Genomic DNA, 14,958 nt, shown 5'->3' with positions numbered 1-14,958 from the left:
CAGAGCCACCCCAAATCCGGCCGCAGACCTGGTTGCAGCACCGCAATCCGCGCACGGACGCACCGGCGCGCGGCGCTGCGCAGGGATGTCGCGGGCACACTCGCCAACGGCGGCGACGCCGATGCGGGTGCGTTGCCCATCGGGGAACGCGGCGAGCAGTCCGCTCGACGCGCGGCACAGGCCAAGGGCGGCCGTACCGCGCGGTACAGCGGAGGCGCCGGAATTTTCCGCGGAAAATCCGGGCCCCGGCGCAGATGTCCCCGGCCCGCGAGCCGCGGTCTCCACCGAGGAAACCACGACCGAAACCGAGACCCGGGAGGTTCCCCGGGCAGGTCCGAAGGAACCCGGCAGTGGGCAGTACCGGCCGCGTGGAGCTCCCTCCGATGCGGCCGGTCCCGCCTCCACCGCGGGCACCAGTACCGCGGGATGCACCGGCACCACGGGAGCACAAGACCAGGGCTGCCAGGATGACCGAGCCCTGCGGAGACCGCCGCCCGGGGTCTGGGGGTGCGACTAGGTGCACAGCCATTACGGCCGGCCCACGATCTCGGCTCGTTCCCCATCATCCCTGGCGAACGGCCTCTCCACACAGCAAAGTTGGACGTGACGTAGTCGCGAAGATCTACTGGACGGAGAGATCATGAAGAAGTTGCGCGCTTTCGGCATCGCAACCTGCTCGGTGGCTGCTGCGGCGGTCCTTGCGCTGGGGGGTGCCTCGGCAGCGCACGCTGACCCCACCTGGGGTACGCCGCCTGCGACTGAGACGGCTGCGACTGACTATCCCGGCACCGAGGCGATGGCCGTAGGGCCGCAGGAGATCGCTTCGACGTCGATGGACAGCAACTGGGGCTGATCGAGACGTCCCTGCTGGCGTAGTGGCGTGAGTTGATCAGGGCTCCCGCGGTGCTAAGAGGTCCTCTGCCGGGCTTCGGCCCGCGCGGCCTGGAGCGCGGCGCTCTCCCCGGGCAACGGGCACCGGCACGGGCAGTTCGCCTCGGGCCCGATGGTGAGCCGCGCGCCGTCCAGGGTGAGGACCGTGGTCAGCTCGCACTCTTCGTGCACGCGATCGGCCCGGCCCTCCAGGAGCGCGCGGAGGCAGGGCGGGCAGGGCACGGGCAGCGGTGTCACGAGGCCGCCTAGCAGTAGGCGTACGCCTCGAAGGCGTACGCGGAGAGAGGCTTAGGGAAGTAGAGGCCCCAACCGTCCAGCAGCTCCAGCACCTGGGCGCGGGGGCGCGGGTGGAATGGGATGCCTGCCTTCGCGTAGATCTCGGTCAGGCGGGCGGCGCCGTCGGGGTCGTGGTCCGTGCAGGTGTGCGTGACGCTGACGACGCTGCCCACAGGCAGCCAGGCGCGCAGGGTGGCCAGCAGCCGGGCCGCCTCGCTGTCGGTCAGGTAGGGCAGATGGAAGGCAGCCCTCCCTGCCGAAGCCGACCGACTGCGCGAACAGACAGGCGACGACGCGTCGGAAGCCCAGGTCCAGCAAAGGGAACTGGCCCGTCTGAGGAACCTACTGAGTGCCATCGAGCAGCGGCTCGCGGAGCTTCGGAACAACACCTACGGCTACTGCAGCGAGTGCGCAGAGCCGATAGGAGTAGCGCAACTGAACGCAACCCCCCTGCTCAACGTGTGTGTTGACGGCCATTGAGGTTGATCCTTAAGGCTCATGAAGATCATTGCGGCCTTAAAGATCAAGCTCAGGATGTTGGTGGGAGCCATGCATCCGGCACGATCAGGCACGGCGGCAGCGGCCGTCTGGGAAGGTACAGTGGCGTCGCGGCGCCGGTGGACCGCGTGAAATCGACCCTGCCGCCCAAGAACTGCGCGCCATTGAAGCTGACCGTGCCGCCGGAGAACTCCGCGCCGGCGAAGGGAACCGCGCCAGCGGTGAACCGGGCGCGGTGGAAGTACATCGTGCCGCCGGTGAAACGCGTGCCGTTGAAAGCGACCGTGCTGCCGGAGAATCGCGCGCCTTCGAAGTGGACCGTGCCGCCGGGGAACTGCGCGAGGGTGAAGACAACGTCACCGCCGGTGAACCGCGCTTCTTTGAAGAAGACCTTGCCACCGGTGAACCGTGCGGCGCCGAAGAGGACCGACCCGCCAGAGAACGTCGCGGCGCCGAATGCGACCACACTGCCGGAGAACGTCGCCCTGATGAAGGCGACCGAGCCGCCGGAGAAGGTCGTGCCGCTGAAGTTGACCTCGCCGCCGGAGAAGAACGCACCGGTGAAGTTGACCTTGCCACCGGCGAAGAGGGCGCCGCGAAAGGAGACCTTGCCGCTGGAGAACCGTGCGTCGCGGAAGGAGACCGCGCTGTCGCTGCTAAATACCGCTCCGGAGAGATCGCCGCCGTCGAAGACGACACCGGTGAAGTCGAAGTCGTGGCCCTGCCAGGAGAGGGGCGACTCCTCGGGGTCGACCATGGTGCGGTCTCGGATGAGGCGGATGATGGTGTGCCGCACCTCGCGCAGTGCCAGGTAGTTGTGCCGGGCGGCGGTGTCGTCCGGCGGTAGGTCGGCCTCGGCGGTGTAGGGCAGCCGCAGATAGGCGCACAGCACGTCGATACACGTCTGGCGCAGGAGGTCGGTGGGGGCGTCGTCGGCGAGCCCGGCCAGCGCGTGCACCCCGCCCAGGCGCACCGCAGCGGAGTCGTCGCCGAGTTGGGAGACGGCGGTGGTAAAACGTTCGGTGTGCAACCGGGTCGCCTCGCGCAGTGCACCGTCCTCATCCACCCGCTGACGGCGGTAGGCCACCACCAGGGCAACCAGCGCACCGGCCCCTGCCACCACCCCGAAGGCGAGCTTCACCAGATCGAACAGCGTGGCGGCGTCGATACGCCGCTGCCTCTCCAGTCCGTGAGCGCCGAGCAGGTCCCATCCGGCGAGGAACACTCCGGCGGCGACTGCCAGCGCGGTGGCGAAGGCCAGGAACAGAACGATGCCGACCGGCCACAGGCGCAGGCCGCGCCGCACCCGGCGACGGCGTATCAGGTTGGCAATCACACCCCGCAGGATCGCCCAGGACCACCGCCGGCTGCAGCCCGTCCGCTCATCTCCTTTCGGCGCCGACCGCACACCAGTCTGTAGCGAGTCGGAGGCTAAGTAGCAGCGTCGCCGTGTGGACCATCCAGCAGTGGTGGGACTTCGCCGGCCACCTGCCCGGCGCGGAGCCGCCGCAGGCCTGATCCCCGGGTCCTCAGCGCTCCTTGAGGATCCGGGTGATGTCGTAGGGCACTTCCTCCGCCAGCTGGAACAGCGGCAGCCTATAGCCGCGCTCACCGAGCAGGGCAGCCCGCCGTGGTGGGCGGGCTGACGCGGCGAAGCCGTCCACCGTGGTGGTGGACGGCTCGGCCGGGCTTGGGGTCATCGGTCCTCTGCGGGTGTTCCGTGGCCCTCGTGGTGGTGGTCAGTGAGGCAGGTTTGGCAGTACGGCTTGCGGCAGATGCGGCATGAGGTGGCCGTAGTTCCGTCACAGCGCCGACAGGCCTGTTCCCGGCCGTCGGGCCCCACGGCCGACCAGGTCCAGGCCCCGTCGTTGCGCATGGCGCGACTGGGATAGACGCGTACGAGCTGTGAGCCCTCCGGCAGGTCGAGGCCGGCCTCCCGCAGGCGTGTGATGAGGCGTTCGGCGATGGTCATCCGGCGGTCACCGCACTCCAGATGGCACGGCCGACGGTGCCGGGCTTCGCGTCGCCAGTGGTGGACCGGGTGGCGCCGAAGGTTTTGCCGTTCCGCTCGGACCAGTAGTGGACGTAGGGCCGGACGCCGTCCTGACGGATGGTCCCGACCACGTACCGCTTGCCCTTGGCGGTGACGATCCGGCGCCCCTCGCTGTCCGTCTCCACCGTGGCCGGAGCGTCGACCAGAATCAGGCGCACGACGCGGTCATCCGCGTACTCGATGTGGTGCCGCGTCCGGTCGGACTGGATCTTCCGCGTAGTGCGCTCGCGGGACAGCATTGGGCGCCTGGTCACCCGTTCCAGCCGGGCCACCCACGGTCACGTGGCCAGGTCAAGCCACTCGCCCACGGCCAGTACCCGTGCGCGTGGCCCGGCGTGCGTACGGAATTCGCCCTCCGGGTCGGAGACCTCGACGTAGCCCGCGATCTTGTCGGGCTGCTCCGCCTCGTAGTGCATCGGCACCGCGTACCGGGCGCCGAGGATCTCCGCGGCCGCGGCGGCCTGCCGCGGGTCCATCGCGGCGGCCACCGGGCTCGGCGGCCGCAGGTGCGGCGCGTCGACCACCGCGCCGTTGGCGGGCAGGAACACCGCGTCGAACGGGCTGAACCGGCGCGCGACGAGCCACCAGTAGCCGTGGAACATCGTGTCGCCGCCATGGAAGACCCGCCGTCCTTCGGCCTCCACCACCCAGTTCAGCTGGGGGTCGCCGAGTCCGTCGACGGCGGGGACCGCGGTGACGCGGAACGGCCCGAGGTCGCGGGTGGACCAGGCATCCACGGTCTCGGTGGCCAGCCGGTGTCGGGCCAGTTCGTCTTCGGCCTGCAGTGTCGTCGCCCTGTCCACTTTGTCGCCGTGGCCGGGCGCAGGGCGCAGCACCGGCGCCCCCGGCGCCAGCACGCCCGCGAGCGCGGTCGCGTCGGTGTGGTCCCGGTGCAGGTGGGTGACGAGTGCGGCGGCGGCTCGTCCGTCCGGCTCCGCGAGGCCCTCGCCGGGCCGCCAGTTCGTGAACAGCGGTGAGAGGTCCCGTACGTAGTCGATCACCAGCCGCTCGCCGGCCGCCTCCGTCTCCAGTCCGGCCCAGCCCAGTCGTCGCACTCGCATCCCGCGCTCCTCCGCCGTCGTCATCTGTAGTTGCCGTGGTCGCCGTGTGTACCGTGGCTGCCGCGAAAGTTAGCGTACGGTCGTTCCCTAAAGCAATAGCGAACGCCCGTACGCTATCCTTGTCGCATGTCACCACGACGTTCAGCGGCCGAAGCGCGGGCCACCCGGGGCCGGATCCTCGGCCGCGCCGCCGAGATCGCCTCCGAGGAAGGGCTCGACGGCATCACCATCGGCCGGCTCGCCGAGGAGCTGGAGATGAGCAAGTCCGGGGTGCACAAGCACTTCGGCACCAAGGAGACGCTGCAGATCTCCACTCTGGACAAGGCGTTCGTGGACTTCTGGCACCGGGTGGTCGAGCCCGCCCTCGCCGAGCCGCCGGGCCTGCGGCGGCTGCGCGCGGTGTGCGTGAACTCCGTCGGCTACCTGGAAACGCCACTGCTGCCCGGTGGCTGCCTGATGACCGCGGCGCTCAGCGAGTACGACGGGCGCCCCGGCCGGGTCCGCGACGCGGTGGCCGAGGTGTGGTCGCGCTGGCGGGAACAGCTGCGCGCGGATCTGGACTCGGCGGTGCAGAACGGTGAACTGCCCGCCGGATTCGACACCGACCAGGCGCTGTTCGAGATCGTCGCCGCCGGTCTCGCGCTCAACGCCGCCATGCAGCTCCAGCACGACCGCGCCGCCGCGGGCCGGGCCCGCCACGCCATCGAACGTGCCCTGCATCAGGCGTGATGGACCAGCGCCACGCGGTCCATGACGAGCAGGGCGGAACCGCCGTACTCCATCTGCTGGCTGAACTCGTTTGTGCCGTAGCCCCTAGAGGGCGTCTGAAAAGCCTGTCAGCGGGCAAGTTGCCTGGTAGCGGGGTGGTGACGCACTTTCGGGGGCTGGGGTGTGCGGGCTGCGTTCCCGTTACTCGACGGATCTGTCTGATCCGGAGTGGGAGATCCTCCGTCCGCTGGTTCCGGCGGCCAAGCCCGGTGGACGACCGGTGAAGCACACGCGGCGGGAGATCCTCAACGCGTTGGCGTACTGGCTGCGGGCCGGCTGTGCCTGGAGACTGCTGCCGCATGACCTGCCGCCGTGGCAGACCGTCTATCACTATGGGCGGCGTTGGCAGCAAGAGGCCGTGTGGGAACGGATGTTGACAGCGCTGCGCGAGCGCGAGCGTATGCAGCTTGGCCGCGATCCCACTCCCAGCGCGGCCATCGTGGACAGTCAGAGCGTCCGGGCCAGTGAGCGCGGTGGCTTGCACGGGTACGACGGCGGCAAGAAGGCCAGCGGCATCAAGCGGCACCTGCTTGTCGATACCCGCGGCACCGTCCTGGTGGCCTGTGTGAGCCCGGCGAGCGTCGGCGACCGCGACGGCGCCATGGTGTTGTTCTCCCAGGCTGCCGACGCCTTCCCGCGCCTTCGGCACGTGTGGGCAGACCAGGGCTACCGCGGCGCCGACTTCCATGCCTGGGCCCGGGAAGCCACCGGCATCACCGTGCAGGTCGTGCAGCGCCGCGACGGAAAATTCCGCTCGACCCGGGCCCGGGGGGATGCACCGCCTCCAGCAGTGCCCTTCTTCGCGGTGGCCCCTCGGCGTTGGGTGGTAGAGCGGACGTTCGCCTGGCTGGGACGGTGCCGCCGCCTGTCGAAGGACTACGAATACCTGCGCGTCTGCTCGGAGAACGCCATCTACCTCACCATGGCCATGCTCCTCGTGCGCCGCCTCTCAAGATCAGCCCGCTGACAGGCTTTTCAGACGCCCTCTAGACGACGTCTCAATTGGTGGTGTCCGTAGGCTTCGTCTATGGAGAGTGGGCTTGAGACTGTGTGCCGGGTCTGCGGGCTGGATGTCGGCGAGGTGCGCTTCGACGAGCATGGCTTGGCGCTGTTCGTCATCTGTGAGTGCTGCGGTACTGAGTCCGGTGTCAGCGACGGCATCGTGGCTCAGGCCCGCCGGGTTCGTGGCCATTGGCTCGATGCGGGATCCACCTGGTTCGAGCCCAAGGCCCGACCGGCCGAGTGGGAACTGCAGCAGCAGCTTCGCAATATTCCGCCGGGTTGGCGCTGAACGTGATGGCTCCTCAGTTCGCTGGCATGCGGCGAGCCCTCGTCGTCACTGCTCAGCAGGCGGGGACGGCCGCCCGCCCACTGAGAGTTGAGGCATGCAAGCCCGATCGGAAGCGATGCCGCTTCCAACCCGCAGGGGAGGCGGGATGGCACCAGCGGTCAGGGTCCGGAGGCTGACGGAGCAGGAGGGGCACAAGCTTCAGCAGATCGTTCGGCGGGGCAGTACGAGCTCGGTGCCGTTTCGGCGGGTGATGATGCTGCTGGCATCGGCCGACGGCAGCAGGGTCCCGGTGATCGCGCGGCTGGTGCAGGCGGACGAGGGCACCGTCCGGGACGCGATCCACCGCTTCAACGACAACCAGCACAACGAGCAACCCGGTTAACCTATGCGGTCACAGCACTAGCGCCTCATGTCATGAGCCGCGGGACCTTACAGAAGCCGTGTGGGATTTTAGATGCCGTGGCCGAATCTCAGGGGGCATGGCCAGCTGGTGGCTGATCAGCCGCAGAGTTGAGACCACCTGGTCAGGCTGTTCACTTTTTGGAGTGCGTCAGACGTGACCGAGGCTTCCTATAGACAGTCGCCTAGCAGCGGGGCAGCATCCACTTCGGTTGGATTTGCCGCTTCAGCCTCTCCTCAGCAGATGCCCGCAGCCGAGCGGGAGTTGGCCCGGGACAAGGTCCACAGCGAGAGCGGCGCCGAGGAGCCGAGGCTGGGCAGGTGACAGATCCGTTTCGTCGCCCCGGCTACCGCTCAAGTCGCTTGGGTAGCAAGCGAGTTACCGAGGAGAACCCACCTGCCACGAGGAGTCTCGTGATCAAGATCAGCATCTTCCTGACTCGGCGCGCGGACCTCACCCACGAACAGTTCCCTGGAGTACTGGACGCACAAGCACCTGCCGCTGATCGCGAGCGTGACAGAGGGATCGGTACCCGTCCGGCGCCATGTCCTGCTCCTGCCCACCGACGACGAGATCCTCGGTATTCACAGCACCTACTACGACGGCGTCGTCGAGGTCTGGTTCGACGACATCGCCGATGCCGCACGCTGGTTCACCTCCGGCACCTTCACCACGACCGTCGCCGCGGACGAGGAGAACTTCCTCGACCGCTCCCTGACCCGCTTCCTCTACACCACCGAAACCCCGATCGTTGGTTGAGCACCACTGCGGAGGTACTGCCGGTGCGAGAGGCGGGGCGCTCGCGCCTGTCTTGGATAGTCGCGGCCTCAACCTGGGTGAGGAACTCCTGGTGGAGGACGCTGCTCCGGGACCTGGGGCGTCGCCGCCTCACCTCTTCTTCGAGCAGGGTGGGGCGGGCTTGAGAGCGGTGGACATCGCTCCTTCGACCGCATCCCGGGCCTGGTGGCCGACGCCCGAACATCCAAACGCTCCCCCGACCACGATCACAAAGAGGGAAGCTGAGTGGATGGCCAGCAGGAGCCGGTACGTGTCGCCATCGTCGACGACGAACAACTGGTGCGGCTGGCCCTACGACTCGTCATCGACGGCGAACCGGACCTGACCGTCGTCGCGGAGGCGGCCGACGGGGACGCGGCGCTCACCATGGTGGACGAGCAGCGGCCGGACGTCGTGCTGATGGACATCCGGATGCCCGGCCGTGACGGCCTCAGCGCGGCGCGGCAACTCCTCGCCCGGCCGGTGCCACCCCGGGTGCTCATGCTCACCACCTTCGACTCCGACGACCTGGTGCTCGGGGCACTGCGCGCCGGAGCCCTCGGATTCGTCCTGAAGGACACTCCGCCGACAAGGATCCTCGGCGCGGTGTGAACCGTCGCGGGCGGGAACCCCGTGTTGTCCTCGGTGGCCACGGCACGAGTGATCGCCGCGGCCACCGGGCCGCGGTCCTCTTGATATTGGTGGTGCCCGCTGTGGTCTCGACGGCGCCGAGGCCGATCGCGCCCTGGGTGTCACGAGGCTTCCCTCGCCTGCTCGCGACCATGTCTTCCTCGCCGGCAGCTACTACCAAGATCTCGGTGCCTTGGTCCTCAGCGGCGTCATAGACGAAGACACGGCCGTCGCCATCCACTACACCGGGCTCAAGAACGTATGGCGAGCGATCCATCCCTACGTCCTTGCTGAACGCGCCAACCGAGCAGCCCAAGAGGGTGGTGGCTTCTTCGGATCGTTCGAGCACCTCGCCGTCTATACCGAGACTGTCCCCTATGAGACCATCAGCAACAGATTTCCCCAACGGCGTTTCCCTCCCTCCCACCCCACTTGAGTGCCAAGCGGTTCCTTGGCCGAAGAGGGGCGGGGTACGGCATCCTGCAGCGAGCAACGGTTCGCTAGCACCTGAGCTGTCTACTCTGCTGGCCGAATGTCGAGGTGTTTTGCGAATAGTTGCAGTATGTGGCGGATGCGTATCGCCCGGTCGGACCTGTAAGGGAGGGTCGTCAAGAAGTTCTGCAGGCGTTCTGCGGACGTGGTGTCGAGGGCGAACGGCGAGTAGGTCAGCTGCTTTTCCAGTGCGTTGAGTGCCCAGAGTTGCCCGAACGGTTTGTCCTCGAGAATGGCGATCTCCACGAGGCGGGGAATCAAATCCGTGTGGGAATGCACGCACATTGCGGCGAAGCCGACAAGCCTGAGGCCTCGGTCCGTCGATTCCAGGAAAGGTACGGGATCGAAATCGGCGCGTTCTCTTGTCTCTGCCTTCATACGGCGGACGATGTCTGTCATCGCCTTGGTGCGCTCGTCGCCGCTCGGCATGGCAAGTCGAATCTCGTTGTACTCCTGAGCCATCAGGTCCAGGACGTCGCTGGCCGCCGGTTCGGTTTCTGCGTTCCCAGAGCGGAGGCGCTGCACACTCTCGTACAGGTCCGACTCCGTCACGTGCAGTGCTTCTCGGATTTCCTCCGTCGAACGCCCGCTCTCCTCAGCTTGCTCCTTCGCTTCCCTGGTCTCTTCCTGTATCCGCTCTATCTGCTTCTTGAAAGTGATCCCGAAAACAGATACCTCCGAGAAGAAGACACCCGCGAGGAGGGCGACGGCGGCCAGTACAATCCCCATGACCGGTGGATCGGTGCTTGAGACGTGGCGGCAGACGTTCACCACGGCACCCCTGCTCGTGACCTGCTCCTCGCATATTTTTACCGAGAAGAAGATCGCAGCGAGACCGCCCAGGAGAAGAATGATCAAAATGCTAGTGAAGATTTTCGCGATCGGGTGCGTGGGGATTTCGGCAGGCTTCATGTGAGCCTCCATGGAGAATCGGTTGAGTCCTCGCTGAAAGGGCCGGTCGCTGAATCCCACCGGGTGAGAAGAGCGTGGGCAATACAGCCTTCAGCCGTCACAAGCCCTGACTGCGCCGCGAAAGCCGGGTGCTGAAACGCCTCCGTGATACAGCCGGGTGCTCGCGAGCCGCGCCACCTACCGTCACTAGTGGGCCTGGCTTGGCGTCCCGTGTCCGAAAACCGTCACACCTCGGCAAGGACGGAAGCTACTTTGGTGCGGGTGCTGCGATGAACATCACGCTCAACCTCTGGCAACTGGCAGGTGTGCTCGTCGCCGTCATGTCCCTGGGCAAAGCGATTCTGGTGGGCTGGTGCCTCACTCTCGGGTGCCGTCGACACCTTGTCGCCCAAATCTGCCAGGTAGCCCCTGGCGTCCGGAGCGACCACCAACCGGCGCCACCACAAGCGCGCACCCAGGCGGCGCCCCAAGGTCAACGCCACCTGACCTACCCGCTCGACAAGGGCCGCGGCGTCACCGCGTCCCTCCTGGAGCCTCATGAGCAACGACACCGGAGCCGTAGCCCGGCAGCGCCACTACACCGGCCTCCGAAACGCAACGTCCGAGTCCCTGATGACGTGTGGAAGGCTGCCAAGGAGCGAGCCAACAGGGACAACTTGAAGCTGAGTACTGTCGTTGTCTCCGCGCTGCGCCAGTACGGCGACAAGGGCACTATCCCGCTCGCGGACGGGCTCACATTCCAACTCCTCGCCCAGGCTGATGCACGTGCCGCTGCGCAACGAGGCGAGCAACGGCAACGCCAAATGCAGTTGCAGATGTTCGTGGCGAACAAAAGTACGGTCATGCTCGATAGCGACGAGGTGGCCGAACTGTTGCGCGAGCTCGGGCCTGATGCTGCGGCGCTTGCGGACCAGCTCGATCAGCAGGCACGGGCTGCGCTCGACGGCCAGTGCCCCCCCCGTTATGTTTTCCGCGGTCCTGCAAGAGGGCCGCTGGCCTCCGGGCCCGGCATGACTGTTCCCCCCTGCCGAACGGATGACCTGGGGGGTGGTGTCACCGGGCCCGAGAGGCGCCGTTGGAGACGCTGATGAGAGGTCTGACTACCGCCTGGCCGGGCGCAATGCCCGGCCGCTTGCGGGCGGCAGGTCTGCATAACGTGGATGCGCGCATACGACGCCAACGCCCCGGCCAGCACCGCACGAACCCCGTTCGGGAGGATGGGTTGTACGACATCGACGACGTGGGCGTCTTCCTCGGCCTGGACGTCGGCAAGAGTGCCCATCACGGGCACGGCCTCACCCCCGCCGGCAAGAAGGTCTTCGACAAGCAGCTGCCCAACAGCGAGCCGAAACTGCGAGCCGTCTTCGACAAGCTGGCCACTGCCGGCGACGAGGTTGAGCGGGCGCCGATGCCGCAGTTGGACGACGTGTTCGCCCGGGTGGCGCGGGAATCGGAAGGGATCCAGGACCTGGAGGCACAGCTGGTGCCCGGCGCGGGCGGTGCGTGGTGAGCGGGCGGGGCCGGGCCGCGGTGCTGCCGCCGGCCGGACACAGCCGTCCGGAGGCGATGGGGGCCGACGGGCTGGTGGTGCGCCATGTGGACCGGGCGGGTCGGGTGGCTGCGTACGACTTCGCTCTACTGCCCGTCGCCACGGGGATGCAGCGCTCGCTGGCGGTGCTGTTCGCGGCCCGGTGCACGCCGCATCACTGGACGACCCACGCTTCATCGCGACTGACATGGAGCATGCTGAAGAAGTTCGCGGGATTCCTCGGCGCACAGGAGCGGCCTGTCGGGGATGTGGACGAGTTGAGCGCTGCCTTGATCAAGCGGTGGCGCCTGAGCCAGGCTGGCGGCCGCCAGGGGTACAACGCGGTCACTCGGGTCAACAGCCTGCTGCGGCAGGATCCGCGGCTGGCGCACGGAAGCGTGGCCGAGGAACTGGCCGTACGGCTGCGTCGGCCAGCCAGCGGAGTCCAGTCCTACAGCGAAGCCGAGTTCGACGCGATCCGCATGGCGGCCCGTCGCTGTTTCGTTCCGCTCTGCTAAGGATCAACGACAACGCCCGTCACCTGGAGCGTTGGAAAGCGGGGGACTTCGCTCCGGACAGCTGCGAGGGGATCCTCGGCGAGGCGCTGGACTCCCTCGCTTGCACCGGGGACCTCCCCCGCCGGGTGACCGCGTCAGGGGCGAGGAATCCGCTTCACCGGTTTCGTCGGGTGCTGGGCGGCGCCAGCCCAGCCGTCACCTGGCAGCGGCTGTTCCTGTCGCGGATGGAAGCGGTGGCGCTGGGCGTGCTGCTGATGTGTGAGTTAGGCTGGAACCTGTCGGTGATCCACCATCTTGAGGTGCCGCGGGCCACGCCCGACCCCGGCCTCGACGGGCAGCCCACGTATCGCATTCCTCTGGAGAAGCACCGTCGCGGTGGTGGTCGCGTCTTCGAAACCCGGAACGTCACCGACAGCGGTGCGAACTCCGCGGGGCGGCTGATCACACAGGCGCTTGAGGCCACCCGGTTTGCCCGCGCCGTGGTCGAGGATCTGGCTCCGGGCACGGACCTGTTGCTGGTGTGGCGGTGGGAGCAGGGTGGCGCACCGATCCGCAGCAGCGAACATCTCCTGCCGGTGGGCCTGTTCCGCTTCGGGGTGCACCATAAGGCCGCGAACGAGTGGGCGCGGCGGCAGAGGTTTTCCGGCTCGCCGTTTCGCCGGGGTCGGCGCACCGTGAACGCGCTGCTGCGGCGCGAGCCGGGACAGAACAGCCAGTCCACCCACGACCGCCACTACGTGCTGCCCGACCCGCGCGTGCAGGCCGACGCGGGTGAGGTGATCTCCGCGGGCGCGACAGGGCGGCCCGCCGGGCCGAGGTGATGGTGGGCGCCGCGTTCCACGACGCACCGCAGGCCGGTGACCACTCCACGGTGGTGGCCGACTGCCGCGACTTCGAGCACGGCCCCTATCCCGGGCCGGACGGGGCATGCGCCGCCTCCTTCTTGATGTGTCTGGGCTGTACCAACGCCCGCATCCACCCCGGGCACCATGCACGGCTCACCTACCTCCACGACGCGCTGGAGGGCCTGCGCTCCGTGCTGCCCGCGCCGCTATGGGAGCGCGACTGGGGCTCTGCCTTCGCCCGGTTGCAGGACGTGAAGGCGCGGCTGGGAGACGGCGTATGGGAACAGGCGCGGCAACGGCTCGATGCCGCCGACCGCCAGCTCGTCGATCACCTGCTGAGCGGAGCGCTGGAGTCGTGACCACCGCCGCCGAAGTCGACATCTATCTGCTGCCGGAGCCGACGCCCGGTACGCCCGTCATTCTCGACCGCTACGTCCGGGCGATGCATGCGGAGATCAACGGACGGTTCGAGGACCCGGTGTGGCCCCTTGCCGCGTTGTCGGAGAATTAAAGCGTGCGACTCTGCCTGGCCAAAACCCAAACATAATACCAGTGGCCACCCTGAACGGTGCGCTTATTGTTTTCGGTAGCGGCGACTATGGCACCCCAGAACGTTCCAGCGTTCGTTAGCCCCAGCAGCGGAAGCACCTGGTCAATCACTCCATCATTCACGGCAATGAGCATGGCTGAAACAGACGATGCAACGGCGCCTGCAGCTGCCATTGCACGCCTCTTTCGAGCATTCTTGATTTCCGCAGCCACTGCGCGAATTCCGTCTTCTATCTCTAGGCGAACCTTCAGTAGTTGCCTTTCCGTCTGAATCGCATTCAGCGCTTCATCGACATCCAGGAGCCGTCTCTGCAGGAAGTTCTGGAACCGTCTGTACGAGTCGAACTCGCCGACTGTAATCTTGGAGAAGTCGTCAAGCGAAACACCCTCAATGAAGGGGATATCTATATCTAGAATTAGGCGGATCAGTTGCGTCGTATCGGGATTAGATTCATCCGGATCGATTAGACTGCCTCGGCGTAGCGTGTAGCTGACCCCATCCAGTGGAGAGGGCTCTGGCATGGGGTTAGCGTTTTCGTGATACGGATCGCTCCTAATTTGGGAGTAATACGGGAGGTAGAACAGGAGACCTTCTCGCATCAAGCGTTCAGCCCGAAGTAGCCATTTTCCCAGTGCTTCAAGATCTGGACAGTGAATTCCGACATGAGTCCGAATTCCAGTGGGCTCGGCGTCCAGATCAAGCGGGCCAATGTCTCCGTCGTATCTGTCGCCCGTTACGCGAACCTCACAGTAAGGGGCATCTTGTCCGTGCGAAAGGACGAGCAGCTTTGATACGAGTGCCATTCTCTTCGTGATGAGCTCAAAGTCCCCCTGACTGGTCGTCAATCCCACGTGAAATGGCTTTAAGGAATAATCACCTATGTTCGCTCGCGCTACATCCATGAGACCATTTTGAGCTACCCTCCACCCGTACCGTTTGGCAAACAGTACCGGGTCGCTTCTAGGGTTTGTGATGAATTCGCGCATGCGGGAGTCGTCAGGGTATCCAAAAGTCACCCAGCCTGGACGCATTCCCCGAAACACCTTACGCATTCTGCGGGCAAGCTCAGGATCACCAACTGGTTGTCGTCGCCACTCCATCCAAACAGGGTGACGGCACGCTGTAGATCCAGCAAGAGAACCAGCATGATCGCGTGCCGTCGGCGGCAGGTCACGGGCCTGGTGTGCCCTGGGTTCTCGAGGCTCGGTGTAGACCGTATGAAGCGTCGGCCATGGTGAGCTGTTCGGTGCGGCCAACTGCTGTGCCGGATGGTGATGCTCTGGGGGGGAAGTTGACGCGAGCTTCTCCTGGGTGTGCACGGTGGCGAGTAGTGCCAACTACCGTGGAGACGCGGGGTGTTCTGCGAGCGTACTTCGGTCGGCCTGAACGTTCATGCCCGTTCCACGACGGCGTGGGCGCTGGACGACGCAAGGCTGTCCCCCTGGACCCAGGTAGAAGTGGGCCAGCA

The 14,958-nt window shown here is 66.7% G+C and carries 18 protein-coding genes and 3 pseudogenes; 13 read left to right on the top strand and 8 right to left on the bottom strand.

What is annotated here, in order from left to right:
- Positions 1-640: 640 nt before the first annotated feature.
- Positions 641-853: a hypothetical protein gene (locus ACIO9J_RS20645; RefSeq protein WP_402001274.1), complete on the top strand. Its 213-nt coding sequence runs from the start codon at positions 641-643 to the stop codon at positions 851-853.
- Between the two features lie 53 nt (positions 854-906).
- On the opposite strand, the gene ACIO9J_RS20640 is transcribed toward ACIO9J_RS20645, so the two are convergent.
- From ACIO9J_RS20640 to ACIO9J_RS20615, 6 genes are all read right to left on the bottom strand, one after another.
- Positions 907-1,128: a hypothetical protein gene (locus ACIO9J_RS20640; protein ID WP_402001271.1), complete on the bottom strand. Its 222-nt coding sequence runs from the start codon at positions 1,126-1,128 to the stop codon at positions 907-909.
- A gap of 8 nt (positions 1,129-1,136) precedes the next feature.
- On the bottom strand, positions 1,137-1,523 hold the full coding sequence (locus tag ACIO9J_RS20635) for an SAM-dependent methyltransferase (protein WP_402001268.1): 387 nt from the start codon (positions 1,521-1,523) through the stop codon (positions 1,137-1,139).
- 173 nt (positions 1,524-1,696) lie between these two features.
- Positions 1,697-3,001 (bottom strand): pentapeptide repeat-containing protein, encoded by a 1,305-nt coding sequence (locus ACIO9J_RS20630; protein ID WP_402001265.1) that lies wholly within the window; start codon positions 2,999-3,001, stop codon positions 1,697-1,699.
- A 193-nt stretch (positions 3,002-3,194) separates the two neighbouring features.
- Positions 3,195-3,365 carry a hypothetical protein gene (locus ACIO9J_RS20625; protein ID WP_402001264.1) on the bottom strand — a complete coding sequence of 57 codons (171 nt, stop codon included), beginning with the start codon at positions 3,363-3,365 and terminating at the stop codon, positions 3,195-3,197.
- Positions 3,366-3,633: 268 nt separating this feature from the next.
- Positions 3,634-3,972, bottom strand: coding sequence for a hypothetical protein (locus ACIO9J_RS20620; protein WP_402001262.1), 339 nt, complete (start codon positions 3,970-3,972; stop codon positions 3,634-3,636).
- A gap of 24 nt (positions 3,973-3,996) precedes the next feature.
- The gene (locus ACIO9J_RS20615; RefSeq protein ID WP_402001259.1) at positions 3,997-4,779 is read right to left on the bottom strand and encodes an MBL fold metallo-hydrolase; all 783 of its coding nucleotides are present in this window, start codon (positions 4,777-4,779) and stop codon (positions 3,997-3,999) included.
- Between the two features lie 126 nt (positions 4,780-4,905).
- On the opposite strand from ACIO9J_RS20615, the gene ACIO9J_RS20610 reads away from it, so the two are divergent.
- The 6 genes and pseudogenes from ACIO9J_RS20610 to ACIO9J_RS20585 form a co-directional block, all read left to right on the top strand.
- Positions 4,906-5,508: a TetR/AcrR family transcriptional regulator gene (locus ACIO9J_RS20610; RefSeq protein ID WP_402001256.1), complete on the top strand. Its 603-nt coding sequence runs from the start codon at positions 4,906-4,908 to the stop codon at positions 5,506-5,508.
- 160 nt (positions 5,509-5,668) lie between these two features.
- Positions 5,669-6,514, top strand: a complete 846-nt coding sequence (locus tag ACIO9J_RS20605; RefSeq protein ID WP_402001253.1) for an IS5 family transposase — start codon at positions 5,669-5,671, stop codon at positions 6,512-6,514.
- A gap of 60 nt (positions 6,515-6,574) precedes the next feature.
- Positions 6,575-6,838: a hypothetical protein gene (locus tag ACIO9J_RS20600; RefSeq protein WP_402001250.1), complete on the top strand. Its 264-nt coding sequence runs from the start codon at positions 6,575-6,577 to the stop codon at positions 6,836-6,838.
- 145 nt (positions 6,839-6,983) lie between these two features.
- A pseudogene (locus ACIO9J_RS20595) lies at positions 6,984-7,193 on the top strand (helix-turn-helix domain-containing protein); the annotation flags it as partial.
- A gap of 516 nt (positions 7,194-7,709) precedes the next feature.
- Complete coding sequence (locus ACIO9J_RS20590; RefSeq protein ID WP_402003510.1) at positions 7,710-7,997, top strand: EthD domain-containing protein; 288 nt, start codon at positions 7,710-7,712, stop codon at positions 7,995-7,997.
- 264 nt (positions 7,998-8,261) lie between these two features.
- Positions 8,262-8,708: pseudogene (locus ACIO9J_RS20585) on the top strand (response regulator transcription factor); the annotation flags it as partial.
- A gap of 453 nt (positions 8,709-9,161) precedes the next feature.
- On the opposite strand, the gene ACIO9J_RS20580 reads toward ACIO9J_RS20585, so the two are convergent.
- Complete coding sequence (locus ACIO9J_RS20580; protein WP_402001247.1) at positions 9,162-10,049, bottom strand: hypothetical protein; 888 nt, start codon at positions 10,047-10,049, stop codon at positions 9,162-9,164.
- Between the two features lie 269 nt (positions 10,050-10,318).
- Here ACIO9J_RS20580 and ACIO9J_RS20575 point away from each other — a divergent pair, with 269 nt between their 5' ends.
- From ACIO9J_RS20575 to ACIO9J_RS20550, 6 genes and pseudogenes are all read left to right on the top strand, one after another.
- A complete protein-coding gene (locus tag ACIO9J_RS20575; protein WP_402001244.1) occupies positions 10,319-11,137 on the top strand; it encodes a hypothetical protein in 819 nt (272 codons plus the stop codon).
- Positions 11,138-11,271: 134 nt separating this feature from the next.
- Positions 11,272-11,436, top strand: a pseudogene (locus ACIO9J_RS20570) (transposase); the annotation flags it as partial.
- Positions 11,437-11,579: 143 nt separating this feature from the next.
- On the top strand, positions 11,580-12,095 hold the full coding sequence (locus tag ACIO9J_RS20565) for a hypothetical protein (RefSeq protein ID WP_402001241.1): 516 nt from the start codon (positions 11,580-11,582) through the stop codon (positions 12,093-12,095).
- Between the two features lie 170 nt (positions 12,096-12,265).
- Positions 12,266-12,916: a hypothetical protein gene (locus ACIO9J_RS20560; RefSeq protein ID WP_402001238.1), complete on the top strand. Its 651-nt coding sequence runs from the start codon at positions 12,266-12,268 to the stop codon at positions 12,914-12,916.
- Positions 12,916-13,299 carry a hypothetical protein gene (locus tag ACIO9J_RS20555; RefSeq protein ID WP_402001235.1) on the top strand — a complete coding sequence of 128 codons (384 nt, stop codon included), beginning with the start codon at positions 12,916-12,918 and terminating at the stop codon, positions 13,297-13,299. Before ACIO9J_RS20560 ends, ACIO9J_RS20555 begins: the two co-directional genes overlap by 1 nt.
- Positions 13,296-13,451, top strand: coding sequence for a hypothetical protein (locus ACIO9J_RS20550; protein WP_402001232.1), 156 nt, complete (start codon positions 13,296-13,298; stop codon positions 13,449-13,451). Before ACIO9J_RS20555 ends, ACIO9J_RS20550 begins: the two co-directional genes overlap by 4 nt.
- On the opposite strand, the gene ACIO9J_RS20545 is transcribed toward ACIO9J_RS20550, so the two are convergent.
- Positions 13,448-14,476, bottom strand: coding sequence for a hypothetical protein (locus ACIO9J_RS20545; RefSeq protein WP_402001229.1), 1,029 nt, complete (start codon positions 14,474-14,476; stop codon positions 13,448-13,450). The two genes, ACIO9J_RS20550 and ACIO9J_RS20545, sit on opposite strands and share 4 nt — an antisense overlap.
- Positions 14,477-14,958 lie beyond the last annotated feature (482 nt).

The sequence above is a fragment of the Streptomyces sp. NPDC087300 genome (genome assembly GCF_044744425.1).
GTDB lineage: Bacteria > Actinomycetota > Actinomycetes > Streptomycetales > Streptomycetaceae > Streptomyces.
Note: the sequence above shows the minus strand (reverse complement) of the source record. Positions and strands in the feature narration are given on the sequence as shown.